The sequence below is a fragment of the Burkholderia sp. Bp9031 genome, from assembly GCF_003857965.1.
Taxonomy (GTDB): Bacteria; Pseudomonadota; Gammaproteobacteria; order Burkholderiales; family Burkholderiaceae; genus Burkholderia; species Burkholderia ambifaria_A.
Genome location: NZ_QTPW01000001.1, coordinates 379,901 through 403,824, shown reverse-complemented (window position 1 = coordinate 403,824; position 23,924 = coordinate 379,901). Strand labels below are relative to the sequence as shown.

The window sequence follows — 23,924 nt, the reverse complement described above, 5'->3', positions numbered from 1 at the left end:
TCGTGCGGAGGCGTTTCGTTTGATGTTGTAAAACGGGGCGTGCGTCGCTCAGCTCGTGACGCTGGTTGGCGGGCGCTGTCCCGCGAAGCACGCGGCGAGGTTGGCGAGCACGATCCGGCCCATGGCTTCGCGCGTCTCGTGCGTGGCGCTCGCACGGTGCGGCTGCACGACGACACGCTCGAGTTCGAGCAGCGCGGCCGGCACGTGCGGTTCGTCGACGAATACGTCGAGGCCGACGCCGGCGATGGTGCCGTCCGCGAGCGCGCGCACGAGCGCGGCTTCGTCGACGAGCTTGCCGCGCGCGACGTTGATCAGGAATCCTTGGCTGCCGAGTGCGGCGAGCACGTCGGCGGTGACGAGCACGTTGCCGTGATCGGCCGATGCCGCGAGCACGAGCACGTCGCTGTCGCGGGCGAGCGCGATCAGGTCGGGTTCGTAGCGATAGCCGCTGTCGCGGTGTTCGCGCGGGCCGCAATAGCTGACGGGCATCAGGAACGCCTGCGCGCGCTGCGCGATCGCGCGGCCGACGCGGCCGAGGCCGACGATGCCAAGCCGCTTGCCCGTCACCTGCGTCGCAAGCGGCTGCGCGACCTTGCCCCAGCGGCCGGCGCGCACGATGCGCTCGCCGGCGCCCAGGTCGCGCAGCGTCATCAGGATCAGCCCCATCGCCATGTCGGCGACGTCGTCGGTCAGCACGTCGGGCGTGGTCGTCACGTGGATGCCGCGGGCGCGGGCACGCTCGAGATCGACGGCGTCGGTGCCGATGCCGCTGATCGCGACGATCTCGAGCGCGCTCAGCCGGTCCATCAACGCAGCCGACAGCCCGTTCGCGCCGCCCGTGACGACGCCTCGGATGCGCGGCGCGATGCGCTCGAGCAGGGCCTCCGGCCGGTCGGCCGCATACAGCCGATGTACTGCATAGCGGGCGGACAGTTCGGCGTCGATGATGTCGGGAAGCGGCTGGGTGAGCAGGATGTCGGTGGTCATGAAAGTCTCGGTCGTCGTGCGCGGCGCGGGCCGCGCATCAGGTGCAACCGAGTATAGAAATCGTATTGATATGCGTCTAACATCAAAAGACTATCGATTGATTCAAGATTTGAATGATTGAACTGAACCAGCTTCGCTGCTTCGTCGCGGTCGCCGAGGAACTGCATTTCGGGCGCGCCGCCAAGCGGCTCTTCATGACGCAGCCGCCGCTCAGCCGGCAGATCCAGCTGCTCGAACACGCGCTCGGCATCGCGCTGCTCGAACGCAGCAGCCGGCAGGTCAGGCTGACCGCGGCCGGCGAGCGCTTCCTGCGCGATGCGCGGCACATCCTCGAGTTTTCCGCGCGGGCGGAACAGGCCGCGCAGCGCGTCGCGCACGGCGGGGCCGGCCGCATCACGCTCGGCTTCACGGCCGTCAGCGCGTATCGAATGATTCCGGTGCTGCTCGCGCATGCGGCGCACGCGCTGCCGGATGTCGATGTCGAATTGCGCGAAATGGTGTCGACCGTGCAGATCGACGCGCTGGCGTCGCGCATGCTCGATGCGGGCTTCGTGCGCCAGCGCGCCGCGCGCCACCCGCTCGAATACCGGCTCGTGCAGCGCGAGCCGATGCTCGTCGCGGTCGCGCAGGGCGCACCGCTCGCCGCGTATGAACGGATCGGCCCGGACGAACTCGACCGGCAGCCGTTCATCGCGTATTCGCCGAACGAGGGAAAGTACTTCCACGACATGATCTCGGGGATGTTCGCCGGCGCCGGGCGCTTGCCGAACTACCTGCATTACGTCGGGCAGACACACACGATCCTCGGTCTGGTGCGCGCCGGGCTCGGTGCGGCGCTCGTGCCGGCATCGGCGCGCGAGCTGCATGTCGACGGCGTGGTGTTCCGGCCGCTCGCGGGCGTCGACGTGGCGGCCGAGCTGTATCTCGCATGGCGTGCGGACAACGACAATCCGGCGCTGCCGGTGTTCAACGCGATGGTCGAGCAGTTCCTGACGGAAGGGGCGGATGGCGGCGTCGTTCAATAAACATCAGTTGTCTGATGATATCTGCCGCCGCGCTTGAGGCGCGCCGTCGCCCCGAAAGATCGAAATAGGCCGGCGCGGAACCCCATCCGGCCGGAAATTCCGCCTCGTAATCTCCCATTTTTCGCTCCTGCCGGGGGAAAACCCCCATTTTTTCCTTGTCGGTCGTCGTATTACTGTATCGATACACTAAATCGATACAGTTGCGCCGGCAGGCGCAATCTCAAAGGAGACGGCCATGACAACCTTCACCCGGCGGCGCTTTCTGCAAACGGCGTCCGCTGCCACGCTCGCGGTCGCGGGCGGCCTGCCGGAGATCGCCCGTGCGGCGCAGCCGACCGTGACGCTGCGCTGCTCGTCGTCGATGCCGGCCGATCAGAACGCGGCGCACTACGTGTGGTACGAGCGCCTCGCCGCGAACCTGAAGGCGAGCGTCGGTGACGCGATCCGGGTCGACTACTTTCCGAACAGCCAGCTCGGCAAGGAGAGCGACGTCGCGCAGCAGGTCAAGATCGGCGCGATCGACATGATGATCGCCGGCTCCTCGATCTGGGCGACGGTCGCGCCGGAGTTCGGCATGCTCGATCTCGGCTATCTGTTCGACAGCTATGCGCACGTCGCGAAAGTGCTCGACGGCCCGGTGGGCACCAGCCTGAACACGTTGCTGCAAAAACGCGCGGGCTGCTCGGTGCTGACGTGGGGTTCGCACTTCGGCGGGCGCTGCGTGTTCACGAAGCAGCCGGTGACGGCGTTGCCGGGCGTGAAGGGCACGAAGCTGCGCGTGCTGCCGACACCGGCGTTCATGGACACCTTCAAGCTGATGGGCGCGGTGCCGACACCGATTCCGTTCGGCGAGCTGTACATGGCCGTGCAGACGGGCGTCGTCGACGGGCTCGAGCACGATCCGGCCACCGTGCTCGCGAGCCGCTTCGACGAGATCGTCAAGTCGTGCTGGCAATCGCATCACGTGTTCGCGGCGATGGCCGTCGTGATGGGGCGGCGCGCGCTCGAGCGGATTCCGGCGAACCTGCGCCCGGCGTTCGACCGTGCGGTGGCCGATGCGACCGCGCAGCAGCGCGCGATCGCGACGCAGAAGGCCACGCAGGCGGAGGCGGCGCTGAAGCAGCACGGGATGACGTTCCATCCGATGGCCGACGCCGAGCGCACGGCGCTGCGGCAGACGATACACGATCGCCTCTACGTCGCATTCGCGAAGCAGTATCCGGCCACCGCGCCGCTGTTCCCGGCGATCGCCGCCGCGCGGGGTTGAGCGATGGATACCGGTTCCGTTTCGAGCGTCGTGCCGGCCGCCGGCACCGCCCGTCCCGTGCGCGCCGCCGCCCGCGCGCTGGAGGCGGCGATGCGCTGGATCGAATACGTGTCGGCCGCGGTGCTGGCCGCCGACGTGCTCGTCGTGTTCGTGTCGGTCGTGTTCCGCTATTTCCTGCACGACCCGGTCGACTGGGCCGAGGAGGTCGCGAGCGCGCTGATGATCGTGCTGGTGTTCTTCGGCGCGGCGACGGTGCTCGGGCGCAGCCGGCACGTCGGCATCGACCTGTTCCGCGGCTGGCTGCCGGCACGTTGGCAGGGCGCGCTCGTGCAGATCGGGCACTGGATCGTCGCGGCGGTGTCGCTGAACCTGCTGGCGTCGTCCTGGCAACTGCTCGGCGATTCGTACGATCAGTTGACGACCGGCGGCCTGCCGGGCTGGATCAACGTGTATCCGATGATGTTCGGCGCACTGTTCATGAGCGTATTCGCGCTCGCGAACGCGCTGAACGCGCCGCGCCGCCGCGTGCTCGGCACGCTCGCATGCTGCGCGGTGCTCGCGGGCGCCGTGTACGGCTGGAACGCGCTGCAGCCCGAGCATGCGATCGCGCCGGGGGCGCTGCTGATCGCCGGCTTCGTCGGCGGGCTCGTGCTGGGCGTGCCGATCGGCTTCGTGCTCGCGTTCTCGGCGCTGCTGTACTTTCTCGCCGACCCGACGCTGCCGCTGCTCGTCTACTCGCAGCAGGTGATGGCCGGCGCCGATCACTTCGTGCTGCTCGCGGTGCCGTTCTTCGTGCTGGCCGGCTTGCTGATGGAGTCGAACGGGATGTCCGCGCGGCTCGTCGAATTGCTGCTGCGGATCTTCGGACGCGTGCGCGGCGGGCTCGGGCTGATCGTGATCTTTGCGACGGCGTGCTTTTCCGGCGTATCGGGTTCGAAGCTGGCCGACATCGCGGCGGTGGGCGGCGTCGTGATGCCGGCCGTGCGCCGCGCGCGCCAGGACCCCGACGAAACCGCGGCGCTGCTCGCGTGCAGCGCGGTGATGGCCGAGACGATCCCGCCGTGCGTGAACATGATCATCATGGGCTTCGTCGCGAATATCTCGATCGCGGGGCTGTTTCTCGCGGGGATCGTGCCGGCAGCCGTGCTCGCCGCGTCGCTGGCGGTCGTGACCGTGATCTGCGGACGCCGGATCGACATCGACGCGGTGTTCGTCGAGCGTCGCGCGTGGCTGCCGCTCGCAGGCGGCGCGCTCGTCGCGCTGGTCATGGTCGCGATGATCGGCAAGGGCGTGACGTCGGGCATCGCGACGTCGACGGAAGTGTCGGCGTTCGCGGTGGTCTATGCGCTCGTGGTCGGCTGGGCGGCGTTTCGCGAACTGACCTGGCGCTCGGTCGGCCGCGTGTTCGTGCGCGCGGCGTCGATGGCGAGCGGTATTCTGTTCATCGTCGCGGCGGCGTCGAGCGTGTCGTTCGCGCTGTCGATCGAACAGATTCCGGCACTCGTCTCGGGCACAATGACCGCGTTTGCCCATCAGTACGGCTCGACGGCGTTCCTGTTGCTGGCGGCGCTGCTGATGATCGTGTTCGGCGCGGTGCTCGAAGGCGCGCCGGCGCTGATCATCTTTGGGCCGCTGCTCGCACCGATCGCGCTGCAGCTCGGCATCAATCCGCTGCATTTCGGCACGGTCGTGGTGGTCGCGATGGGGCTCGGGCTGTTCGCGCCGCCCGTCGGCCTCGGGCTGTTCACGACCTGCGCGATCACGGGGACCGAGGTCGCGCGCGTCGCGCGGCCGATGGTGAAATACCTGCTGGTGCTGTTCGTCGCCCTCGTGGCGCTGATCTTCGCGCCGGCGTTTTCGTTGTGGCTGCCGGCCCATTTCGGCCTGTAGCCCGTTCAATGCAAGACGACATGAGTACGATTCAGGATGTGGCCCGTCATGCGGCCGTTTCGGTCAGCACGGTTTCGAACGTGCTCAATGGCCGCACCGATCAGATGAAGCCGGAGACGCTCGAGCGCGTGAAGGCGTCGATGGATGCGCTGCAGTACCGGCCGAGCACGCTCGCGCGCCAGCTCAAGACGGGGCAGACGCCGCTCGTCGGGCTGCTGGTGCCGTCGATGGCGAATCCGATGTACGGCTACATCGCACGCGAGATCGAGGCCTGCGCGCAGGAGCAGTATGGTCATCGCGTGCTGATCGGCAACACGTACCGCGATGCGGGCAAGGAGGCGTCGTTCTTCGACGACCTGTTCGCGCACGGCGTGCGGCGCGTGATCGTGATCTCGTCGCTCGCCGACGAAAGCCACCTCGAACGTGCGGCCGAACGCGGGATGACGGTCGTCAGCTACGACCGCCGCGCGACACCCGGCGAGCAATCGAAGGTCGATCACGTGACGGCCGACAACGAGGCGGCCGCGCGGCTCGCGACCGGCTGCCTCGTCGCCGCGGGCCATACGCGGCTCGCGTTCGCGACGGTGGCCGGCATCACCGTGAGCCGCAGCGACAAGATTCGCGGCTTTCTCGCGGTGGCGCGCGACGCGGGCGCAGATGCGCGGGTGCTCGACGGCGGTCCGGCGAACGAATACGGCGACGCGGTGATCGTCGAGGTCGGGCGTGCGCTCGGTGCCGCGCTTGCGGCCGATCCGGCTCGGCCGACCGGCATCGTCGCGGTCAACGACCTGTTCGCGCTCGGCCTGATGGCCGGGCTGCGCGACGGCGGCTTGCGCGTGCCGGACGATGTGTCGGTCGTCGGGATGGATGGTCATTTCCTGTCGGCGATTTCGTGGCCGGCGCTGACCACGGTGCAACTGCCCGTCACCGACATGGCCGCGGAGATGGTGCGGCGCGTGATGCGGCACGATGGCGACGCGTTGTCGGAGCCCGGGCAATGCGTGTTCCCGGGCGTCACGCTCGTCGAGCGTGCATCGGTCGCGCCGCCGCGCGCGGCCGAATCGAACGGAGGCAACGCATGACGCGCGTCTACGTGACTCATCCGTCCGGGATGTTCGATTACTACTTCGGCGCGAAGGCGCTGCGCGCGCTGCAGGCGATCGCGGACGTCACGTGCAATCCGTACGACCGGGAGCTCGGCACCGGCGAGCTGATCGCGGCCGCGCAGGGATGCGACGCGATCATCGCGTACCGGCAGACGCCGGCGCCGCGCGCGCTGTTCGCGGGGCTGCCCGCGCTCGCCGCGTTCGTGCGCTGCGCGGTCGACATCCGTACCGTCGATGTCGGTGCGGCGAGTGAATTCGGCGTGCTGGTCACGCAGGCGAGCCCCGGCTTCGGGCCGGCCGTTGCGGAATGGGTGATTGGCGCGATGATCGAGCTCGCGCGCGGGATCGGCGGCTACGCGGATGCGTACCACCGCGGCACGCCGCCGCTGCCGCGGATGGGCCGCGAATTGCGCGGCAGCACGCTGGGCGTGGTCGGCTACGGACAGATCGCGCGCCATCTCGCGCCGATCGCGACGGCGTTCGGGATGCGCGTGCTCGTGTGCGACCCGTCCGTCCGGGTCGACACCCCGCCGCTCGAGCAGGTCGATTGCGCGACCCTGCTGCGCGACGCGGATTACGTCGTGTGCCTCGCACCGGCAACGCCGGCCACCGCGAACCTGTTCGATGCGCACGCGTTCGCCGCGATGAAGCCGGGTGCATGCTTCATCAATGCATCGCGCGGCGAGCTTGTCGACGAGCAGGCGCTTGCCGATGCGCTCGACGGCGGCCGGCTGGCGGGTTGCGCGCTCGATGTCGGCCGCGCGGCGGATCAGATGCCGACGCCCGGACTCGCCGCGCATCCGCGCGTGATCGCCACGCCGCATATCGGCGGGCTCACGCGGCCGGCGGTCGAGCACCAGGCACTGGAGACGGTCGACCAACTCGCCGCGCTGCTCGACGCACGCGTGCCCAACGGCGCGGTCAACGCCGCGCATGCGACGCGGCTCGAACGCTGGCGGCCGGTCGATGCGTCCGCCGCGCCGGGCGCACGATGATGCGCGACCACGGCGGTACGCAGCCTTTGCTCGCGTGCGATTGCCATATCCACATCTACGACGATGCGTATCCGCTCGCGCCGACGGCGACGTTCCGTCCGCCGCACGCGCCGGTGGACGCGTATCGCCGCGTGCAACAGGCGCTCGGTCTCGCGCGCGTGGTCGTCGTGCAGCCGACCGGCTATGGCTTCGACAACCGCTGCACGCTCGATGCGCTGGCCGCGCTCGGCCCGCAGGCGCGCGGCGTCGCGACGTTGCCGGCCGACGTGCCGGACGTCGAATTCGAGCGGCTGCACGCGGCGGGCATCCGCGGCGTGCGGTTCATGACGTTGTCGGGCGGCGTCGCCCGATGGGAAGAGCTCGAACGGATGGCCGCACGGATCGCGCCGCTCGGCTGGCACATCGACCTGCAGCTCGACGGCCGGACGCTGCCCGACGTCGAGCCGATGCTGGCATCGTTGCCGGCACGCGTCGTGGTCGATCACACGGGCAAGTTCCTGATACCGGTTGCACCCGATGCGCCGGCGTTCGTTGCGTTGCGGCGCCTGCTGGATCGCGGCCATGTGTGGGTGAAGCTGTCCGCGCCTTACGAGACGTCGCAAGCCGGCGCGCCCGGTTATGACGACGTCGCGCAGCTTGCCGCCGTGCTCGCGCGCGAGCACTCGGCACGCTGCGTGTGGGGCAGCAACTGGCCGCATCCGAACGCGTCGCCGGTGCCTGACGATGCCGGTCTGCTCGGCTGGTTGCACGCATGCGCGGCGGACGAAGCAGTCGGCCGCGCGATTCTCGTCGACAACCCGGCCGTGCTATACGGATTCCAGGCAGGAAGCCCGAGCGATATTGCAACGTGAGACGGCGTCGAGCCGGCGGCGGCGATCGCGGCGCGCAAGGCAGCGGGGGGAAGGTGAAGTGGTGCGCGCGGCACGGCGGAAACGATCCGCGGTGCCGCGCGCCGATGGACATCAGTGGGTGATCGACAGGAACAGATAGGCCGCGAACAGCGACAGGTGCACGACGCCGTGCAGCACCGTCGTGCGTCCCTGGCTGAGCGTCAGCGTGCTGACGAGCAGCGTGAGCGACAGCAGCACGGTTTCCATCGCGCCGATGCCGAGCGTGAGCGGCTGGCCGACCCAGATGAACACGGCCGCGACGGTCGGGATCGTGAGCCCGATGCTCGCGAGCGCCGAACCGAGCGCGAGGTTCATGCTGGTTTGCAGACGGTTCGCGCGCGCGGCGGTGACGGCCGCGAGCCCTTCTGGCAGCAGCACGAGCGCGGCGATCACGATGCCGACCGCCGCTTCGGGCGCGCCGAGTTTCATCACCGCATGCTCGACGGCCGGCGACAGCAGCTTCGCGAGCAGCACGACCGCGATGAGGCTCGCGAACAGCAGCAGGAGGCTGATCAGCGCGGTGCGGCCGCTGGGCGGCGCCGCGTGCACCGATTCGTTCGCGCTGTCGTGCTCGGTGAGGAAGTAGTCGCGGTGGCGCACGGTCTGCACGAATACGAATGCACCGTACAGCACGAGCGACGACACGCCTGCGAACGCAAGCTGCGATTTCGAAAAGAACGGGCCCGGCGCGGCGTTCAGGTAGTTCGGCATCACGAGCGACAGCACCGACAGCGACGCGAGCACCGCGAGCGCCTTGCTCGCGCCGCGCCCCTGGAAATCCTGTTCGCCGTGCTTCCACGCACCGACCAGCAGGCAGAGGCCGACGATGCCGTTGCAGATGATCATCACGGCGGCGAACACGGTGTCGCGCGCGAGGCCGGATTTCTCGGGGCCGGCGCCGAGCATCACCGACACGATCAGCGCGACTTCGATGACGGTCACGGCGACCGCGAGCACGAGCGTGCCGAACGGCTCGCCGACGCGGTGCGCGACGACTTCGGCATGATGGACTGCAGCGAACACGGCGCCGGCGAGCGCAGCGGCGAACACGGCGATGACGAGGCCTTCGGCCGGCACGGCGCGCGACAGCGCGAGTACCAGCCAGGCGGCAAGCGGGGCCACGAGGGTCCAGCGCGGGAGCTGGTTGGACGAGAGCGGCATGGAGGGTTTCCTTATGCGAGTGACGGCGCGCGACGCACCTTCACGGGTTGACGAAGCCCGGCCGTACTATCCGCCGAACGAGGACGATGAAACCGAAGGGCGGCAGCACGCAACGGTGCTGCCTCGAGTTCGCCGCTTTGAGGCGGCGAGGGGCGCGGGCGGGCCGAAGCCCGTCGCTGGATGAAACGGTTCGATGCGACCGGTGCCGATGGCGGGGCGCGTGGACGTGACGGCTGGCGGCCCGACAGTTCGGAATTGACCCCGAAAGGGCGGCGGGCGATGGGCGGCAGCGGCGGCGTGACACGCGGTTTCCCCCTGAAATCCGGCGGTTTGTCGAATTTTATCAGGCGTTCGAGGGTCGCTATCTCATATTCGAACGCTTTCATTGACCTTTCGGTCGATAAAAAGTGCCCTGATCGTTCGATTTTTTGTTTTTGCAGATTTCGTAACGGTCTCTTGCACGACAAATTCGGGCTCGCCCTGACATAAATCTACCGACCGGTCGGTTTATAATCGCTCGCACTTCCACTTCATGACGGATCGCAAGCGATGGCTGTTTCTTCTGCACATTCGGTGAATTCGGGCGCGCTGGCGCCGGCGGCGGTCGTCGGCGTGATCGGTGCCGGCGCGATGGGCGCGGGTATCGCACAGGTCGCCGCGGCGGCCGGTCATACCGTGCTGCTGTACGACCTGAACGAGGCGGCGTGCGACAAGGCGCTCGCCGGCATCCGCGCGCAGTTCGCGCGGCTCGCGGAGAAGGGCCGGATGGACCCGGCGCAGGCCGATGCGGCCGGCCAGCGGATCCGCGCGGTGCGCGCGCTGGCCGATTTCGCGGGCGCCGCGCTGATCGTCGAGGCGGCGGCCGAGCGGCTCGACGTGAAGCGCGAGATCTTCGCGACGCTCGAGCGTCATGTCGATGACAACTGCGTGCTGGCGACCAACACGTCGTCGATCTCGATCACGTCGATCGCGGCCGGGCTGCGCGTGCCGCAGCGCGTGGCCGGCCTGCACTTCTTCAATCCGGCGCCGCTGATGGCGCTGGTCGAGGTGGTCAGCGGGCTCGCGACCGCGCCGGAAGTCGCGCAGGCGCTGTACGACACGGCCGCCGCGTGGGGCAAGCGCCCGGTGCTGGCGAAATCGACGCCGGGCTTCATCGTGAACCGCGTCGCGCGGCCGTATTACGCGGAGGCGCTGCGCGTGCTGAACGAGCAGGGCGGCACGCCGGCTTCGATCGATGCGGTGATGCGCGAAGCCGGCGGCTTCCGGATGGGGCCGTTCGAGCTGATGGACCTGATCGGCCACGACGTGAACTTCGCGGTGACCGAGTCGGTGTTCCGCGCGTACTTCAACGATCCGCGCTACACGCCGTCGCTGATCCAGCAGGAGCTCGTGAATGCGGGCTTCCTCGGTCGCAAGTCGGGGCGCGGCTTCTATTCGTATGCGGACGGCGCGGTGCCGCCCGCGCCCGAGCTCGAGGCGCGGCGCGCCGCGCCGGCCGACGTCGCGCTGTTCGCGCAGGACGGCCCGGCCGCCGCGCTGCATGCGCGCTTCGTCGAGCGCATCGCGGGCGCGCGGCAGAACGGCGCGCATGCCGACGCGCTGCTTGCCGTGGCCGGCCGCGCGTCGATCGCGCTGACCGACGGCCGCACCGCGACGGTGCGCGCCGCGCAAACCGGCGTGGCCGATCTCGTGCTCGTCGACCTCGCGCGCGATTACGCGCAAGCCGGGCTCGTCGCACTGACGCGCGCGCTCCAGTGCAGCGACGCCGCCTATGCGGATGCGGTCGGCCTGTTCCAGCAAGCCGGCTTGCGCGTCATCGGTATCGCCGACGTGCCGGGGATGGTTGCGATGCGCACCGTCGCGATGCTCGCGAACGAGGCGGCCGATACGGTCAACCAGGGCGTGTGCTCGCCCGCCGATCTCGATCTCGCGATGGAGAAGGGCGTGAACTACCCGTGCGGCCCGCTCGCGTGGGCCGATGCGATCGGCATCGGCCGCGTGCATCGCGTGCTGTCGAACCTGGCGGCGAGCTACGGCGAGGACCGCTATCGCGTGTCGCCGCGCATCGCCGCATTGCACGCGGCCGGCCGCACGTTTCGCTAGCTGCCTGCCCCATTGTCCCGATCACGATAACGACATCACTCCATTGGAGGAGCACCCCCATGACTCACCCGACGCACCCCGCCGCCGCCCTCGATCCGATCGAGACCGCCAGCCGCGACGAACTGCAGGCGCTGCAGCTCGAGCGCCTCAAGTGGTCGCTGCGCCACGCGTACGACAACGTCCCGCACTATCGTCGGACGTTCGACGCGGCGGGCGTGCACCCGGACGACCTGAAGACGCTCGCCGATCTCGCGAAATTCCCGTTCTCGACCAAGAACGACCTGCGCGACAACTATCCGTTCGGGCTGTTCGCGGTGCCGCGCGAGCAGGTCGTGCGCGTGCATGCGTCGAGCGGCACGACCGGCAAGCCGACGGTGGTCGGCTATACGGCGCGCGACATCGACACGTGGGCGAACGTGACCGCGCGTTCGATCCGTGCGGCCGGCGGCCGCCCGGGCGACACGCTGCACAACGCGTTCGGCTATGGACTCTTCACGGGCGGCCTCGGGATTCACTACGGCGCGGAGCGGCTCGGCTGCATGGTCGTGCCGATGTCGGGCGGGCAGACCGAGAAGCAGGTGCAGCTGATCCGCGATTTCGAGCCGAAGATCATCCTCGTCACGCCGTCGTACATGCTGAACCTGATCGACGAGATGGTGCGGCAGGGGATGGACCCGGCCGAGTCGTCGCTGAAGATCGGCATCTTCGGCGCGGAGCCGTGGACGCAGGCGCTGCGTGAGGAAGTGGAGGCGCGCGTGGGCATCGACGCGCTCGACATCTACGGGCTGTCGGAAGTGATGGGCCCCGGCGTCGCGTGCGAGTGCGTCGAGACGAAGGACGGCCCGGTGATCTGGGAAGACCACTTCTATCCGGAGATCATCGATCCCGTGACCGGCGAAGTGCTGCCGGACGGCAGCGAGGGCGAGCTCGTGTTCACGTCGCTGACGAAGGAAGCGATGCCGGTGATCCGCTACCGCACGCGCGACCTCACCGCACTGCTGCCGCCGACCGCGCGCGCGATGCGCCGGCTCGCGAAGATCACGGGCCGCTCCGACGACATGCTGATCGTGCGCGGCGTGAACGTGTTCCCGAGTCAGATCGAGGAAATCGTCGTCGCGCAGACCAAGCTGTCGGGGCAGTTCCAGATCACGATCTCGCGCGACGGCCACATGGACCGGCTCGACCTTGCGGTCGAGCTGCGCTCCGAGGCCGCCGCGTGCGTGACCGACGGCGATCGCGCCGCGATCGCGCGCGAGTTGCAGCACCGAATCAAGACGATGATCGGCGTGTCGGCCGGCGTGACGGTGCTCGCCGCGGGCGGCATTCCCGCGAGCGCGACCGGCAAGGCCCGGCGCGTGATCGACCGCCGGCAGGCCGCCTGAACTTCGCCGCCGAGTTTCGCCGTTCCCTGTACTACCCCGAGGAAACCTGTTCGATGGATGGATTGAAGACCCTGGCGGTTGCCGTCGATGCGCGCGGCATCGCGACCGTCGCGCTGCGGCGCGGCGACGTGCTCAACGCGTTCGACGAGACGATGATCGCCGAGCTGACCGATGCGTTCACCGCGCTCGGCGCGCGCGACGACGTGCGCGCGATCGTGCTGCGCTCGGACGGCCGCGCGTTCTGCGCGGGCGCGGACCTGCAGTGGATGCAGCGCGCGAGCGCGAACGACGCGGCGGCGAACCTGCGCGACGCCGAGCGGTTCGCCGCGATGATGCGCGCGATCCGGCAGTGCCCGAAGCCGACGGTCGCGCGCGTGCAGGGCCATGCGTTCGGCGGCGGCGTCGGCCTGTGCGCGGCCTGCGACATCGTGATCGCGAGCGATCACGCGCGCTTTTCGGTCAGCGAGGCGCGCTTCGGGATCCTGCCGTCGGTGATCGGCCCGTATCTGGTCGAAGCGGTCGGCCAGCGCCAGGCGCGCCGGCTCGCGCTGACCGGGACGCAGCTCGCGGCCGGCGAAGCCGTTGCGATCGGGCTGATCCACCAGGCCGTGCCGCTCGACGCGCTCGATGCCGCGCTCGACAAGACGCTCGCCGAACTGGGCCGCAATGGCCCGAACGCGCTGATGGAGATCAAGCGCTTTTTCGATGCGATCGGCGAGTATCCGCCGTCGGACGAACGCGCGGCGTTCACCGCGCAGACGATCTCCCGCGTGCGGGCGACGCCGGAAGCGAAGGAGGGTTTCGCCGCGTTCTTCGCGAAGCGGCCGCCGGCATGGGAGCCCGGCGCGAATTGAGGCCGTGGCGAGGCCCGCCGGGCCCCGGGGCGCGATTTGCGTCTCGGGCGCGGGCGCTTGCTCTACAATGCGTGACCCCCGGCGCGCCGCCGGCCCAGCCCTGACCGTTTCTTCGTTCCGATGATCGTCAACCGCCTTATCTCCGAGATCCTGTTCGGCTTCACCGGCCTGATCGGCATCATCAATCCGATCGGCATTGCGTTCCTGTTTCTCGAGCGCACCGAGGCGCTGACCGAGCATGAGCGCAACCTGCTCGCGAAGAAGGTGGCATTCAACGCGTTCATCGTGCTGATGGTCGCGTTCTTCGCCGGCACGCCGGTGCTGCATTTCTTCGGGATCTCGATGGAAGCGCTGCGGATCGGCGGCGGCTTCGCGGTCGCCGTCGCGGGCTGGCAGATGCTGAACGAACCGGACGGCCCGGCGGGCGGCGGCGATACACCGGTCAAGCCGATCGACGCGAATGCGATCATGACGCGCGCGTTCTTCCCGCTGACCATGCCGCTGACGGTCGGCCCCGGCTCGATCGCGACCGCGATCGCACTGAACGCGAACCGCACGCACAAGCTGTCGGAGTTCATGCTGTCGAGCATCGTGTCGATCGTCGTCTCCATACTGGTGGCGATCGTGATCTGGCAGGTCTACAGCCGCTCCGCGCTGCTGTCGCGCTACCTCGGCAGCGAAGGCACCAAGGTCGCGAAGCGCGTGTCCGCCTTCCTGCTGCTGTGCATCGGCGTGCAGATCATGCTGACCGGGTTCTCCGAGTTCCTGCAGCCGCTCGCCGACCAGATCAAGTAACCCGTTCGTCCTTCGACGTGCGACCCGGCCCGGCGCCATGCGTGCGGGCCGAGGGATGCATTCGTCCGTTCGACTGCTGCCGGGCCGCGGGCGCGCGCACCGATACGCGTTTGCGCGCGGCGAGCTACCATGCGACGTCCGGCGGATGCATGCTGCGGCGTTCGTGTCCGGTGCACCGAACCGCGGCGCGCATCCGCCCGCAACCCCACTTCAATGACGAGGCGAGCGATGGAATACGTGAAATTCGGGTCGACCGGGATGGACGTGTCGAAGCTGGTGCTGGGCTGCATGACGTTCGGCGAGCCGTCGCGCGGCACGCATCCGTGGACGCTGCCGGAAGCGGAAAGCCGCCCGATCATCCAGCGCGCGATCGAGGCCGGCATCAATTTCTTCGATACCGCGAACATGTATTCCGACGGCACGTCCGAGGAGATCGTCGGCCGTGCGCTGCGCGACTTCGCGAAGCGCGACGACGTCGTGATCGCGACCAAGGTGTTCTACCGGATGCGGCCGGGGCCGAACGGCGCGGGGCTGTCGCGCAAGGCGATCATGACCGATATCGACCAGAGCCTGAAACGGCTCGGCACCGACTACGTCGACCTGTACCAGATCCACCGTTGGGACTACGGCACGCCGATCGAGGAGACGCTCGAGGCGCTGCACGACGTCGTGAAGGCCGGCAAGGCGCGTTACATCGGCGCGTCGTCGATGTTCGCGTGGCAGTTTTCGAAGGCGCTGTACACGTCCAGGCAGAACGGCTGGACCCGCTTCGTCAGCATGCAGAACCACCTGAACCTGCTGTATCGCGAAGAGGAGCGCGAAATGCTGCCGCTGTGCGAGGCCGAAGGCATCGCGGTGATTCCGTGGAGCCCGCTCGCGCGCGGCCGGCTGACGCGCAACTGGGACGAGTCGACCGGCCGCCAGCAAAGCGACGACGTCGGCCAGCGGCTCTACGACGCGAGGGCCGATGCCGATCGGGCGGTCGTCGAGGCCGTCGCGGCGATCGCCGCCGCGCGCAACGTGCCGCGTGCGCAGGTCGCGCTCGCGTGGGTTGCGCACAAGCGCGGCGTGACCGCGCCGATCGTCGGCATCTCGAAGCCGCAGCATCTCGACGATGCGCTCGGCGCATTGCAATTGAAGCTGACGGACGACGAAATCGCGGCGCTCGAAGGTCCGTATGTGCCGCACGCGGTGGCCGGTTTCAACTGAGTTCGACCGGGCGCCGAGCGCAACCGGCGGGATGCCGCCGCCGTGCGCGGCGTTCAGCGCGTGGCGGCGAGCATCGGGTAGGTGAACAGCCCGAAGTGGATCACGTTCAGCCCCGCGTGCGCGAGCGCGGACGCGAGCAGCCCGCCGCGCCGCCATGCGAGGCCGTAGCCGATGCCGGCCACCGTGCCGAGCACGATCCAGTGCCAGCCGCCGGCCGCGTGCGCGGCGCCGAATAGCATCGCGCCGATCGCGAGCGCGGCCCACGGCCCCCAGCCGAACCGGCCGAGCATGCGCGTGAGCCCGCCTTGCACGTAGCCGCGGAACAGCGCTTCCTCGGCGAGCGTGACGAGCAGCACGTTGTTGACGAGCCACATCCAGCCTGCCGCCGGCCATTTCGGCGCCCAGCCGACCATCCCGAACGCGAGCGCGCCGGCCAGGCAGGCCGCGGCCGTTGCGATGCCCGCGACGGCACCGGTGCGCAGCGCGCGCGCCGGCGGGACGTCCGGCGCGACCCATGGCAGCACCCACAGCAGCCACAGCCCGACCAGCGGCTTGTCGAAATTCAGGTACATCGTGAACGGTACGGCGTCCGGCGTGAAGCGCGTCGGCTCGATCACACGCGGATTGTGGAAACCGGGAACCAGGTGCAGGCTCAGCGCGATCGCGAGCGCGGCGAACACGACGTGCGCGGCGATCCGTACCGCGAGCGGGCGGCCCGGCGCGACGCCCCAGGCGGCGGCCACGAGCAGTGCGAGCGGTGCGAGCACGATCGGCGACAGCTTGCCGAACGCCAGCGCGCCGGCATAGCCGAGCGCGGCGAGGCCGATGCTCGCGCCGTGCAGCGGGCGCTGCCACGCGAACGCGGCGGCCACGAACAGCGCGAGCCAGATCGTGGCACAGGGGAGAAGCGAAAGGGACATGGGGCGATGCATGGGTCGGACGAGACGCCGCGCATCATACCCCAGCGATGGTGACGTACCGCCGGGCCGCACGCGTGGGGCGGGCGGGGCCGGTAGTCAGCGGCCGGCGATCTCGGTGACGCCGTCGCGGGTCGGGATGTCGACGCTGTTGCGCTCGCGCATGCGCCGCCGGTACCAGAAGGTCCACAGCAGCAGCGTGCCGAACACCGTGTAGCCCATGATCGGCGACACGACGAGCACGCGCTCGACGGGCCAGGTGACGACCATCCACAGGCGCAGCAGCATCTCCAGCGTCATGCACGCGCCCCACACGAAGGTCATCAGCCGCAGCATCTGGCGCAGCCCCGGCTGATCGGCCCACACCGTCTCGAAACGCGCGGCGCCGCCGGCCATCTCGCGGGCGACCGTCGCACGGGTGAGATAGAAGATCAGCGGGCGATCGCGGAACAACGACAGCAGGAACACGATGCCGATCGTGCCGGACGCAAGCGATTCGCGCATCAGCAGCGTGCGCGCGCTGCCGCCGAGCGCCATGCCGGCGATCGACAGCGCGATGCCGAGCAGCACGATGGCGGCCACCGCATCGATGCGGCGCGAGCGGATGAATTCGACGACGGACCAGACGATGGGCGGAACCGCCGACGCGTACAGCGCGCCGGTTTCGCCGAAATACGGGTGCGCGACCCGGTACGCGACCCAGGGCAGCAGCAGGTTGACGACGAGTTCGAGAATCAGGCCGGCTCGTGGTTTCACGGGGGCAACTCCGCGCAGGCAAGGGCGAACGCACGACCGACTGGCGTGCTTGAAGGTTGTGCGGTCAAGTATATCCAACAATTGCGGTATCCCGTGGCGCCGCAGGTCGGCCGCGCCGCCTTCAAAAAAGCAGCGTGCCGAGCCGGACGAGTTCCGATTGCCTGCTGCATGACATCTTGCGCATCAGCGAATTGATCTGGTTGCGCACCGTTGCCGTGGCGACTCCCGTCGCCGCGGCATATTCGGCCGGCGAGTGGCCGCCCACCAGTGCGGCCAGTACGCGGGCCTCGGCCGGCGTCAGCGAGAAGAACGCGGCCAGTTCCTCGAGCCCCGGCACGGTGAACGCGCTGTTCTTGCGGATCCGCACGATCAGCGTGGGTTCGTTCGCGAACGTGAAGGCGGCGGGGGCCGGTGCGATGTCGATTCTCAGCCCCTCGCCCCACGAGGTCGGCACCGAGAACGTCACGGCCTGCCGCTGCGCATGCGCGCGGGCGATCGCACGCTGCAAGCCTGCCGCGAGCGCCGGGTGCGGATGCGTCAGCGCGCGCCCGGTCGATGTCAGCAGCCGGCCCTCGACGAGCAGTTCGGTCGCGTTGGCGGTTCGCATCAGGATCGTGGCGGAGGGCGCGATCAGCGCCATTGCATCGCCGAAGCCCGACAGGCCGGCATCGAGCGCGTCCATGCGGCTCTTCAGCGCGCGCGATCGAGCGTGCATCGCCTGCGTCAGCGCGCGGACGAAGCGGCGGACGGGGGCGTTTTCATCCGCGCCAGCGGGTGTGCCCGGCGACGTGGCACGCAGGAAGGTCAGGCCGGCCCTCGTGTCGGCATCGACGAGCAGCTGGCACGCGAGCACCCGGCCGATGCTGTGCCTCGGCAGGTAGTCGGTGTAGAACGGATGGCGGCGAGCGCCTGGCGCGATTCTGAGGCGATCGGTGTCCAGCCAGCGATCGGCCGATGCCTGGCCGGCCCGGACGATCGGGTCGTCTGCCGCGAAATGGTCGCGGTAGTCGCGCTCGGCCGCCTCGTCGAGCCCCTGCTGGCAGAGCGCGGTGAGTTCGTATTCGCTGCTGAAGATCAGCAGGCCGGCGGCATCCGCGCCGACCATACGCCTGGCGGCATCGAGCAATGCGGCCCACGGCGGGTCGGGATCCGACAGCGCGCGAACCGCGTCCATCGCGGTTCGAAAGGCGGTATCGATCGACATTGGCGTTCAGCCCCGTCGGTCGGCTGGCGCTGCCGCGGGGCCCGAGTGGAAACCCCGAAACAGCAGCAAGTTGCGTGCAAAGGCCCGCCGGCGCGGCTTCGGCGGGCCGGCCGATGCGGCCGCCGGCCGGTATCGGCACGAAAACGTTGCAGATTCGACACGCTGACAGCCGGTGCGGCCGTGCGCCGGCCGCATCGCTGGCGGCCGGCGTCTCCCCGATGGCGTGTTCCGATCGATGATGCGTCAAGACGCGTTGGGCGCGCTCGTGCCGTCCCGATACGTGATGTTCTGGAAGAACCGGGTGCCATTCGCACTTTTCGCGCGCAGTTGCACGATGCGGTAATTGCCGTCGGTGAGCGGCAGGAACTGCGCGCCACTGCAGGTCTGTGCGCCGGTCGTGTCGACGCCGGCCGTCACGGTGGCCGAGGTCGCGCCGGCGGGCACCGACGTAAAGCCGTCGACGCCCGCCGTCGACTTGCCGAGCGTGAGGACCGCCACGCCGGTGAGCGCCGGCGCATCCGGATCGGGTGTCCAGTCGACGCTGGCCGACGCGGCCGCGGCGGCGGCCGTGCCGCCGGGCGTCAGGAAATTCGCGACGACGTCCTGGCCGATCGTCGCCCACGGTGTCGTTGCGCCGAGATTCGCGCTGACGACGGGCGTCGGACTGGTCACCGTAAACGAATCGAGCGGATTGCCGCTGGCGTCGAACAGCGCATAGGTGTACTGCGGATAGAACGGCACGCTCGACGGATCGAGTTGCGAGGTGTCCCAGAAGTACTTCGCCGGCGGGTTGAACGTCGTCGCGGCGCCCGCCACCGTCTGCCATGACCAGCGATACTCGTTGGTATCGCTCGACACGGTGAAGGTGCTTGTCGGCGGCAGCGTCGCGGGTTTCGTGCCGGGAATCGCGAGGTAGTTCGCGGTGCCGCACGCGGTCGACCGGAACAGGAACAGCCCGCCGGTCGGCAGGCCGGGGCCGGTGACCTGCACGGCATTCACGTTCGACGCGTTCGGCCCGGCCGGATTGAAGATGAACGACATGCCGGCATCGTAGTGGCTCACGTCCGCGCTGCCCGTGCCGTCCGCGAACGAATCGAGGAAGGTGCGCAACGTGACGCGCGATTCGGCGCGCGCATCGTACTTGAGCTGATTGCCGATGATGTTCCACGACGCGGTGCTGCCGTCCGGCAGCGTGACGGGCGCCGCAAGCTGGTGGACGGTCGTGACGAATGCGCCCGGGGTGCCGTCCGTCAGGACATACGGTATCCGCACGAGTGCCGACTGCACGTTGCTTGCATCCTGGAAGAACTGCAGCGTGACCGGCTGGCCGACGCTCGCACCGACCGACGTGGCGAGCTGCAGCGGTTGCACGTAGTCGCTGACGCTCGTATAGCCGTTGTCGGTGTAGTGCGTATCGAACGCTGCCGCACAGTTCGCGTCCGCGCTGCGCTGCGCGAGCGGCGCCGACAAGCACGATTGCAGCAGGCTCTGCATGAAGCCCAGGTAGTTCGCGGCGACGGGCGGCGCGGCAAGCGGCGTAGACGGTGCGGTTGTCTGGCTGTTCAACAGCAAACCCTGCGCGGGCGAGCCGCTCGAGACGAGCGTCGTGCCGCTGCCGTTGCTGAGGAGCTGCACGGAGTCGATGACGGCGTCCGCGCCGGTCTGGTTCGCGGTGAAGGGTGTCGCGATCGCGTCGAAGCTCGCGGGCGAGAGGCCGTTCTGTTTCAGGATGTCGGCAAGCGCCGCGTTGAGCGTGCCCGACGCCTTCTGGACGGCGGCCGGCTGCGCGTTCGATGCGAGCGTGGCCGGGGCCGTCAGGTCCAGCGCATTTCCGCTCGCGGTCAGCAGGTCGCCGATCGCGGTCGTCAGGGTCGTGACGTTGGCTGTCGCCGATGTGCCCGCGGCGGGCAGCGAGCCGACGACCGACACGAGCGGGTCCGCGCGGCCTTGCGGATCGGTCGCGACCACGACGACCGGTGCGCTCAGCCGGCCGACATCGAGCGAATACGCGCCGTGGGCATCGGCCGTGGCGGTCGCCGTCTTGCCGTTGACGTCGGTCGCGGTGACCGCCGCGTTGGCGATTGCGGCACCGCTCGCGACGGTGCCCTGCAACGACGTCGGCGATGCGGCGGGCGTTCCGCTGTCGCCACCGCCGCCGCATGCGCAAAGGGCTGCCGCGCCCGCGATGGCCGTCACGGCCATGCGCACCTGGGTAGGGATGGGCTTCATGATCGATTCTCCATGGATGGCGAGTGGGCGACGCTGCCGGTCCGGCGCATGACGCGTTCGCGTACGTCGTAGGCTAGGTGCGCCGGCGCGGCCCTTCCATGATTCAAATTGACTAAGGCGGGCAGGCCGGGCCTCGGCTAGTCTTCACGCGTGACGGGCCGCGAACGGGGAAGACCATGCACGGCGATGCGCGCACGCTGTTCCTGCACGGCGGCCCCGGGGGCTCCGCCTTGGCCGAGCGGGCGATGTACGGGCGCTCGCTGCCGATCCACTGGTGGGATCAGCCGCGCTCGGTCGCGCTCTATCCGCGCCCGTTCGGGGCGCTGGCCGGTGCCGCCGAGGCGGAGCTGCGACTGGTCGCGCAGCGCAGCGGCGCGCCGGTCGACGTGGTGGCCCATGCGTTCGGTGCGCAGCTTGCGCTCGACCTGGCGGCTCGGATGCCGGATCGGCTGGGCCGGCTCGTGCTGCTCGCGCCGATCGGCGATCTCGGCGCGGCGTTCGTCCGGCTGGCGTCCGCCGTCGTCGCGCATGAACACGGCGAAGCACGACTGAGCGCCGCGATGCAGTCGTTTCTCGCGCGGCCCGATTTCGCCCGGTTCGCCTGCCTGGTCGACGAAATCGAGCGGGTGCCAGCGGGCGCCGCGCTGCTGCGGGGGAGCGCGCCGGGCGCGCGACCGGACACCCGCGCGGCCGCGTTCGACCGGCAGGTGTTCGATGCGGTCGTCGCCGATGCATGGCCGACGTCACCGCGGCTGCCCCGCGCCGGGGTGGCGGGCGGCGTGCGGGTGATATTCGGCGACCGCGATCCGCTGCTCGACGTCGACACCGAGATCCGGCGCTGGACGGCGTGGTGTCCGGCGGCGTGCGTTCGCGTCGTGCCGAGCGGCCATTTCGTGCAGCTCGAGACGCCGGCGACAGTCTGGTGGTCGCCGGCAGGCGGTTGAGCGGCCGGCGTACCGCGGCCACGTCCCGGTCGTACGCCGGTCAGTCAGTCAGTCAGTCGGTCAGTCGGTCGCGGGCTGGACGATGATCTTCACGTTCCGGTCCTTGTGGTTGACCAGTTCCTCGAAGCCGTGCGTGACGATGTCGCCGAGCGTGATGCGTCCGGTGATCAGCGGCTGCACGTCGATGCGGCCGTCCGCGATGAAGCGGATCACGTCCGCGAATTCGCCGTTGTACGCGAGCGAGCCGATCACTTCCTTCTCGGTCGACACGATGTCGAAGAAGTTGAACGACGTCGGCTCTTCGAAGATGCCGACCATCACCGACTTGCCGGCCTTGCGGATCACGTCGATCGCGAGCTGCGCGGTGGCGGTGTGCCCGATGCACTCGAACGACACGTCGGCGCCGTAACCGCCCGTCAGCGCCTTGACTTCGGCGATCGCGTCGGACGCCTTCGGGTCGATCACGACCGTTGCACCGACTTCCAGCGCCTTCTGCTTGCGCGCCGCCGACATTTCCAGCGCGATCACGCGCCCGGCGCCCGCGGCCTTTGCGCACATGATCGTGCACAGGCCGATCGTGCCGGCGCCGACCACGACGACGGTCTGGCCGACGATGTTGCCGGCCTTCTTCACCGCATGCAGCCCGACCGCGAGCGGTTCGATCAGCGCGCCGGCCTCGGTCGGGAAGTTGTCGGGCAGCTTGTACAGCAGCTCGGCCGGCACGTTCACGTATTCGGCGAACGCGCCGTTGTTCATCAGCCCGGTGAACGCGAGGTTCTCGCAGATGTTGTACAGCCCGTGCCTGCAATACCAGCAGGTGCCGCAATGCTGGCACGCGTCGGCCGTCACGCGGTCGCCGAGCGCGAAACCCGTCACGCCCGCGCCGAGCGCCGCGATTTCGCCGCTGAACTCGTGGCCGAGGATGCACTGGCCCTTCAGGCCCGTCAGCGGGTGCGGCGCGTCGACGGGGATGAACACGGGCCCGGCGACGTATTCGTGCAGGTCGGAGCCGCAGATGCCGCACCAGTGCACGCGGATCTGGACCCAGCCGGCCGGCGGGTGTGCCGGAACGGGAACTTCTTCGACGCGGATGTCGTTGCGGCCGTGCCAGACGGCGGCCTTCATGCTGGGGGCGGTGTTCAGTGCCGGTGTGCTCACGTTGCTGTCTCCATCGGGTTGTCGTCGGACGCTCGGCAAGAGGCCGGTGCGTCCGTCGCGCGATTGCGCGAGCGACCGATATGCAGGAATGGGGCCAGCTCGAATGGGCGGTTGCGTAGTGAAGAAACGGGGCGGGTGGTGTGCGATGCAGCAGGGCGGTTTGCGTTGACGTCAGGCGGTGCTGCGTGAAAAACGCGCGAAATTTGCTGCAATGGCGATGACGTGGCCCGAATGAGACGCCGGGACATTCGTCTCAGTGGTTTGAGACGAAACGCGAGACGCGAGACGCTTGGCGCGGTCGGTGTCGCCGTCACCGCTGTCACCTCGGTCGTGCCAGCGCATTGTGCCGATGAGTGAAACGCACCGTTGCGCACGTTCCCCCCTTTACTTGAAGTTAACTTCAATTTGTATCATCTCCGGCAATGTCCGATCGCGTGCGGTGCGTGGCGGTATCACCGGAGGAGGGCACAACCGGACCGCCCGTGGCGGCTGCGCCCCCTGAGCGCGGCGCCGGCCCGCTTCAATCTTCACGGAATGTCGTCAAGCATGCCGAACTTCATCGAAAGCCTGATCTGCGAATACGTGTCGTATCACATGCTGGTAGCGGACGAGCGGGACGCGATGCCGTCGGCGGCAGAGGCCGGGATGGTCCGGCCGCCCGCGAGTGCTGATCGCGCGCCGATTCCGGAGCCCGTCGCGCCGGGCGTATCACCGTTGCGGCCGCAACGGTTCGTCACGGTCCTGGAGGCTGGCGACGACGGCTTGCTGGTGCGCTGGAGCGAAAGCGGGCGCTGCCATTACGGCGAGCAACGCTGGCGCGTGCGCGTCGCGTTGCGGGCGGGCCGCTGCGCGATCTCGGGACAGGCGATCGAGCCGGGCGAGCCGGTGTACCGGCCGGTGCGGCGGCCGGTGCCCGTCAACGGCGACGAGATGATCCGCCCCGCGTCGGTGCCGGGCGCGGCCGGCGCCGGGCGTCACGTTGCGCCAGCCTGCGGCGAGGCGGCGGATCCGGTCGACGCTCTCGGCTGAGCGCGACCGGTTGCACCCGCGCG

At 69.2% G+C, this 23,924-nt stretch carries 22 protein-coding genes; 15 read left to right on the top strand and 7 right to left on the bottom strand.

Translation table 11 applies throughout. The features are described from left to right. Positions 1-48: 48 nt before the first annotated feature. The gene (locus tag DIE15_RS01795) at positions 49-987 is read right to left on the bottom strand and encodes a 2-hydroxyacid dehydrogenase (RefSeq protein ID WP_124832219.1); all 939 of its coding nucleotides are present in this window, start codon (positions 985-987) and stop codon (positions 49-51) included. Between DIE15_RS01795 and DIE15_RS37420 the strand changes: the two genes are divergently transcribed. From DIE15_RS37420 to DIE15_RS01765, 7 genes are all read left to right on the top strand, one after another. After that, a complete protein-coding gene (locus DIE15_RS37420; RefSeq protein WP_260428157.1) occupies positions 986-1,108 on the top strand; it encodes a hypothetical protein in 123 nt (40 codons plus the stop codon). The two genes, DIE15_RS01795 and DIE15_RS37420, sit on opposite strands and share 2 nt — an antisense overlap. Next, the gene (locus tag DIE15_RS01790; RefSeq protein ID WP_057924978.1) at positions 1,101-2,012 is read left to right on the top strand and encodes a LysR substrate-binding domain-containing protein; all 912 of its coding nucleotides are present in this window, start codon (positions 1,101-1,103) and stop codon (positions 2,010-2,012) included. The genes DIE15_RS37420 and DIE15_RS01790 overlap by 8 nt, the downstream gene beginning before the upstream one ends. 235 nt (positions 2,013-2,247) lie before the next feature. Then, entirely contained in the window at positions 2,248-3,279 is a 1,032-nt protein-coding gene (locus tag DIE15_RS01785; RefSeq protein ID WP_124832218.1) for a TRAP transporter substrate-binding protein, read from the top strand. 3 nt (positions 3,280-3,282) lie between these two features. Next, complete coding sequence (locus DIE15_RS01780) at positions 3,283-5,169, top strand: TRAP transporter large permease subunit (protein ID WP_124832217.1); 1,887 nt, start codon at positions 3,283-3,285, stop codon at positions 5,167-5,169. 8 nt (positions 5,170-5,177) lie between these two features. Continuing rightward, the gene (locus tag DIE15_RS01775) at positions 5,178-6,251 is read left to right on the top strand and encodes a LacI family DNA-binding transcriptional regulator (protein ID WP_124832216.1); all 1,074 of its coding nucleotides are present in this window, start codon (positions 5,178-5,180) and stop codon (positions 6,249-6,251) included. Then, positions 6,248-7,270 carry a D-isomer specific 2-hydroxyacid dehydrogenase family protein gene (locus DIE15_RS01770; RefSeq protein WP_124832215.1) on the top strand — a complete coding sequence of 341 codons (1,023 nt, stop codon included), beginning with the start codon at positions 6,248-6,250 and terminating at the stop codon, positions 7,268-7,270. Before DIE15_RS01775 ends, DIE15_RS01770 begins: the two co-directional genes overlap by 4 nt. Further along, a complete protein-coding gene (locus DIE15_RS01765; protein ID WP_124832214.1) occupies positions 7,267-8,121 on the top strand; it encodes an amidohydrolase in 855 nt (284 codons plus the stop codon). The genes DIE15_RS01770 and DIE15_RS01765 overlap by 4 nt, the downstream gene beginning before the upstream one ends. Positions 8,122-8,232: 111 nt before the next feature. On the opposite strand, the gene DIE15_RS01760 is transcribed toward DIE15_RS01765, so the two are convergent. Next, positions 8,233-9,321: a calcium:proton antiporter gene (locus tag DIE15_RS01760; RefSeq protein WP_124832213.1), complete on the bottom strand. Its 1,089-nt coding sequence runs from the start codon at positions 9,319-9,321 to the stop codon at positions 8,233-8,235. A 180-nt stretch (positions 9,322-9,501) separates the two neighbouring features. Here DIE15_RS01760 and DIE15_RS01755 point away from each other — a divergent pair, with 180 nt between their 5' ends. The 6 genes from DIE15_RS01755 to DIE15_RS01730 all read left to right on the top strand — a co-directional run bounded on the left by DIE15_RS01755 (position 9,502) and on the right by DIE15_RS01730 (position 15,664). Further along, a complete protein-coding gene (locus DIE15_RS01755; RefSeq protein ID WP_124832212.1) occupies positions 9,502-9,810 on the top strand; it encodes a hypothetical protein in 309 nt (102 codons plus the stop codon). 60 nt (positions 9,811-9,870) lie between these two features. Next, the gene (locus DIE15_RS01750) at positions 9,871-11,424 is read left to right on the top strand and encodes a 3-hydroxyacyl-CoA dehydrogenase (RefSeq protein WP_057924984.1); all 1,554 of its coding nucleotides are present in this window, start codon (positions 9,871-9,873) and stop codon (positions 11,422-11,424) included. Between the two features lie 59 nt (positions 11,425-11,483). Beyond that, positions 11,484-12,806 (top strand): phenylacetate--CoA ligase PaaK, encoded by a 1,323-nt coding sequence (gene paaK / locus DIE15_RS01745; protein ID WP_057924985.1) that lies wholly within the window; start codon positions 11,484-11,486, stop codon positions 12,804-12,806. Positions 12,807-12,859: 53 nt separating this feature from the next. Continuing rightward, the gene (locus tag DIE15_RS01740; protein WP_124832211.1) at positions 12,860-13,660 is read left to right on the top strand and encodes an enoyl-CoA hydratase-related protein; all 801 of its coding nucleotides are present in this window, start codon (positions 12,860-12,862) and stop codon (positions 13,658-13,660) included. 120 nt (positions 13,661-13,780) lie between these two features. After that, positions 13,781-14,455, top strand: a complete 675-nt coding sequence (locus DIE15_RS01735) for a MarC family protein (protein ID WP_057924987.1) — start codon at positions 13,781-13,783, stop codon at positions 14,453-14,455. Between the two features lie 228 nt (positions 14,456-14,683). After that, positions 14,684-15,664 carry an aldo/keto reductase gene (locus tag DIE15_RS01730; protein WP_124832210.1) on the top strand — a complete coding sequence of 327 codons (981 nt, stop codon included), beginning with the start codon at positions 14,684-14,686 and terminating at the stop codon, positions 15,662-15,664. Positions 15,665-15,717: 53 nt separating this feature from the next. Here DIE15_RS01730 and DIE15_RS01725 read toward each other — a convergent pair whose 3' ends face one another. The 4 genes from DIE15_RS01725 to DIE15_RS01710 all read right to left on the bottom strand — a co-directional run bounded on the left by DIE15_RS01725 (position 15,718) and on the right by DIE15_RS01710 (position 20,770). Beyond that, positions 15,718-16,584 carry a CPBP family intramembrane glutamic endopeptidase gene (locus DIE15_RS01725; RefSeq protein WP_124832209.1) on the bottom strand — a complete coding sequence of 289 codons (867 nt, stop codon included), beginning with the start codon at positions 16,582-16,584 and terminating at the stop codon, positions 15,718-15,720. A gap of 96 nt (positions 16,585-16,680) precedes the next feature. Further along, positions 16,681-17,337, bottom strand: coding sequence for a VC0807 family protein (locus DIE15_RS01720; protein ID WP_057924990.1), 657 nt, complete (start codon positions 17,335-17,337; stop codon positions 16,681-16,683). A 121-nt stretch (positions 17,338-17,458) separates the two neighbouring features. Next, positions 17,459-18,511 (bottom strand): helix-turn-helix transcriptional regulator, encoded by a 1,053-nt coding sequence (locus DIE15_RS01715; protein ID WP_185734335.1) that lies wholly within the window; start codon positions 18,509-18,511, stop codon positions 17,459-17,461. Positions 18,512-18,784: 273 nt separating this feature from the next. Next, on the bottom strand, positions 18,785-20,770 hold the full coding sequence (locus tag DIE15_RS01710; protein WP_124832207.1) for a hypothetical protein: 1,986 nt from the start codon (positions 20,768-20,770) through the stop codon (positions 18,785-18,787). Between the two features lie 176 nt (positions 20,771-20,946). Here DIE15_RS01710 and DIE15_RS01705 point away from each other — a divergent pair, with 176 nt between their 5' ends. Further along, the gene (locus DIE15_RS01705; protein WP_124832206.1) at positions 20,947-21,714 is read left to right on the top strand and encodes an alpha/beta fold hydrolase; all 768 of its coding nucleotides are present in this window, start codon (positions 20,947-20,949) and stop codon (positions 21,712-21,714) included. 60 nt (positions 21,715-21,774) lie between these two features. Here DIE15_RS01705 and DIE15_RS01700 read toward each other — a convergent pair whose 3' ends face one another. Beyond that, positions 21,775-22,839: a 2,3-butanediol dehydrogenase gene (locus DIE15_RS01700; RefSeq protein ID WP_057924994.1), complete on the bottom strand. Its 1,065-nt coding sequence runs from the start codon at positions 22,837-22,839 to the stop codon at positions 21,775-21,777. A 579-nt stretch (positions 22,840-23,418) separates the two neighbouring features. Here DIE15_RS01700 and DIE15_RS01695 point away from each other — a divergent pair. Further along, a complete protein-coding gene (locus tag DIE15_RS01695; RefSeq protein WP_124832205.1) occupies positions 23,419-23,901 on the top strand; it encodes a DUF3331 domain-containing protein in 483 nt (160 codons plus the stop codon). The last annotated feature ends 23 nt before the right edge of the window (positions 23,902-23,924 follow it).

Excerpts from the sequence above, each read along its gene's own strand:
- DIE15_RS37420 (WP_260428157.1), top strand. The coding sequence starts at position 986 with ATGAAAGTCTCGGTCGTCGTGCGCGGCGCGGGCCGCGCATCAGGTGCA.
- DIE15_RS01795 (WP_124832219.1), bottom strand. The coding sequence starts at position 987 with ATGACCACCGACATCCTGCTCACCCAGCCGCTTCCCGACATCATCGAC.
- DIE15_RS01790 (WP_057924978.1), top strand. The coding sequence starts at position 1,101 with ATGATTGAACTGAACCAGCTTCGCTGCTTCGTCGCGGTCGCCGAGGAA.
- DIE15_RS01785 (WP_124832218.1), top strand. The coding sequence starts at position 2,248 with ATGACAACCTTCACCCGGCGGCGCTTTCTGCAAACGGCGTCCGCTGCC.
- DIE15_RS01780 (WP_124832217.1), top strand. The coding sequence starts at position 3,283 with ATGGATACCGGTTCCGTTTCGAGCGTCGTGCCGGCCGCCGGCACCGCC.
- DIE15_RS01775 (WP_124832216.1), top strand. The coding sequence starts at position 5,178 with ATGCAAGACGACATGAGTACGATTCAGGATGTGGCCCGTCATGCGGCC.
- DIE15_RS01770 (WP_124832215.1), top strand. The coding sequence starts at position 6,248 with ATGACGCGCGTCTACGTGACTCATCCGTCCGGGATGTTCGATTACTAC.
- DIE15_RS01765 (WP_124832214.1), top strand. The coding sequence starts at position 7,267 with ATGATGCGCGACCACGGCGGTACGCAGCCTTTGCTCGCGTGCGATTGC.
- DIE15_RS01760 (WP_124832213.1), bottom strand. The coding sequence starts at position 9,321 with ATGCCGCTCTCGTCCAACCAGCTCCCGCGCTGGACCCTCGTGGCCCCG.
- DIE15_RS01755 (WP_124832212.1), top strand. The coding sequence starts at position 9,502 with ATGAAACGGTTCGATGCGACCGGTGCCGATGGCGGGGCGCGTGGACGT.
- DIE15_RS01750 (WP_057924984.1), top strand. The coding sequence starts at position 9,871 with ATGGCTGTTTCTTCTGCACATTCGGTGAATTCGGGCGCGCTGGCGCCG.
- paaK (WP_057924985.1), top strand. The coding sequence starts at position 11,484 with ATGACTCACCCGACGCACCCCGCCGCCGCCCTCGATCCGATCGAGACC.
- DIE15_RS01740 (WP_124832211.1), top strand. The coding sequence starts at position 12,860 with ATGGATGGATTGAAGACCCTGGCGGTTGCCGTCGATGCGCGCGGCATC.
- DIE15_RS01735 (WP_057924987.1), top strand. The coding sequence starts at position 13,781 with ATGATCGTCAACCGCCTTATCTCCGAGATCCTGTTCGGCTTCACCGGC.
- DIE15_RS01730 (WP_124832210.1), top strand. The coding sequence starts at position 14,684 with ATGGAATACGTGAAATTCGGGTCGACCGGGATGGACGTGTCGAAGCTG.
- DIE15_RS01725 (WP_124832209.1), bottom strand. The coding sequence starts at position 16,584 with ATGTCCCTTTCGCTTCTCCCCTGTGCCACGATCTGGCTCGCGCTGTTC.
- DIE15_RS01715 (WP_185734335.1), bottom strand. The coding sequence starts at position 18,511 with ATGGACGCGGTTCGCGCGCTGTCGGATCCCGACCCGCCGTGGGCCGCA.
- DIE15_RS01710 (WP_124832207.1), bottom strand. The coding sequence starts at position 20,770 with ATGAAGCCCATCCCTACCCAGGTGCGCATGGCCGTGACGGCCATCGCG.
- DIE15_RS01705 (WP_124832206.1), top strand. The coding sequence starts at position 20,947 with ATGCACGGCGATGCGCGCACGCTGTTCCTGCACGGCGGCCCCGGGGGC.
- DIE15_RS01700 (WP_057924994.1), bottom strand. The coding sequence starts at position 22,839 with ATGAAGGCCGCCGTCTGGCACGGCCGCAACGACATCCGCGTCGAAGAA.
- DIE15_RS01695 (WP_124832205.1), top strand. The coding sequence starts at position 23,419 with ATGCCGAACTTCATCGAAAGCCTGATCTGCGAATACGTGTCGTATCAC.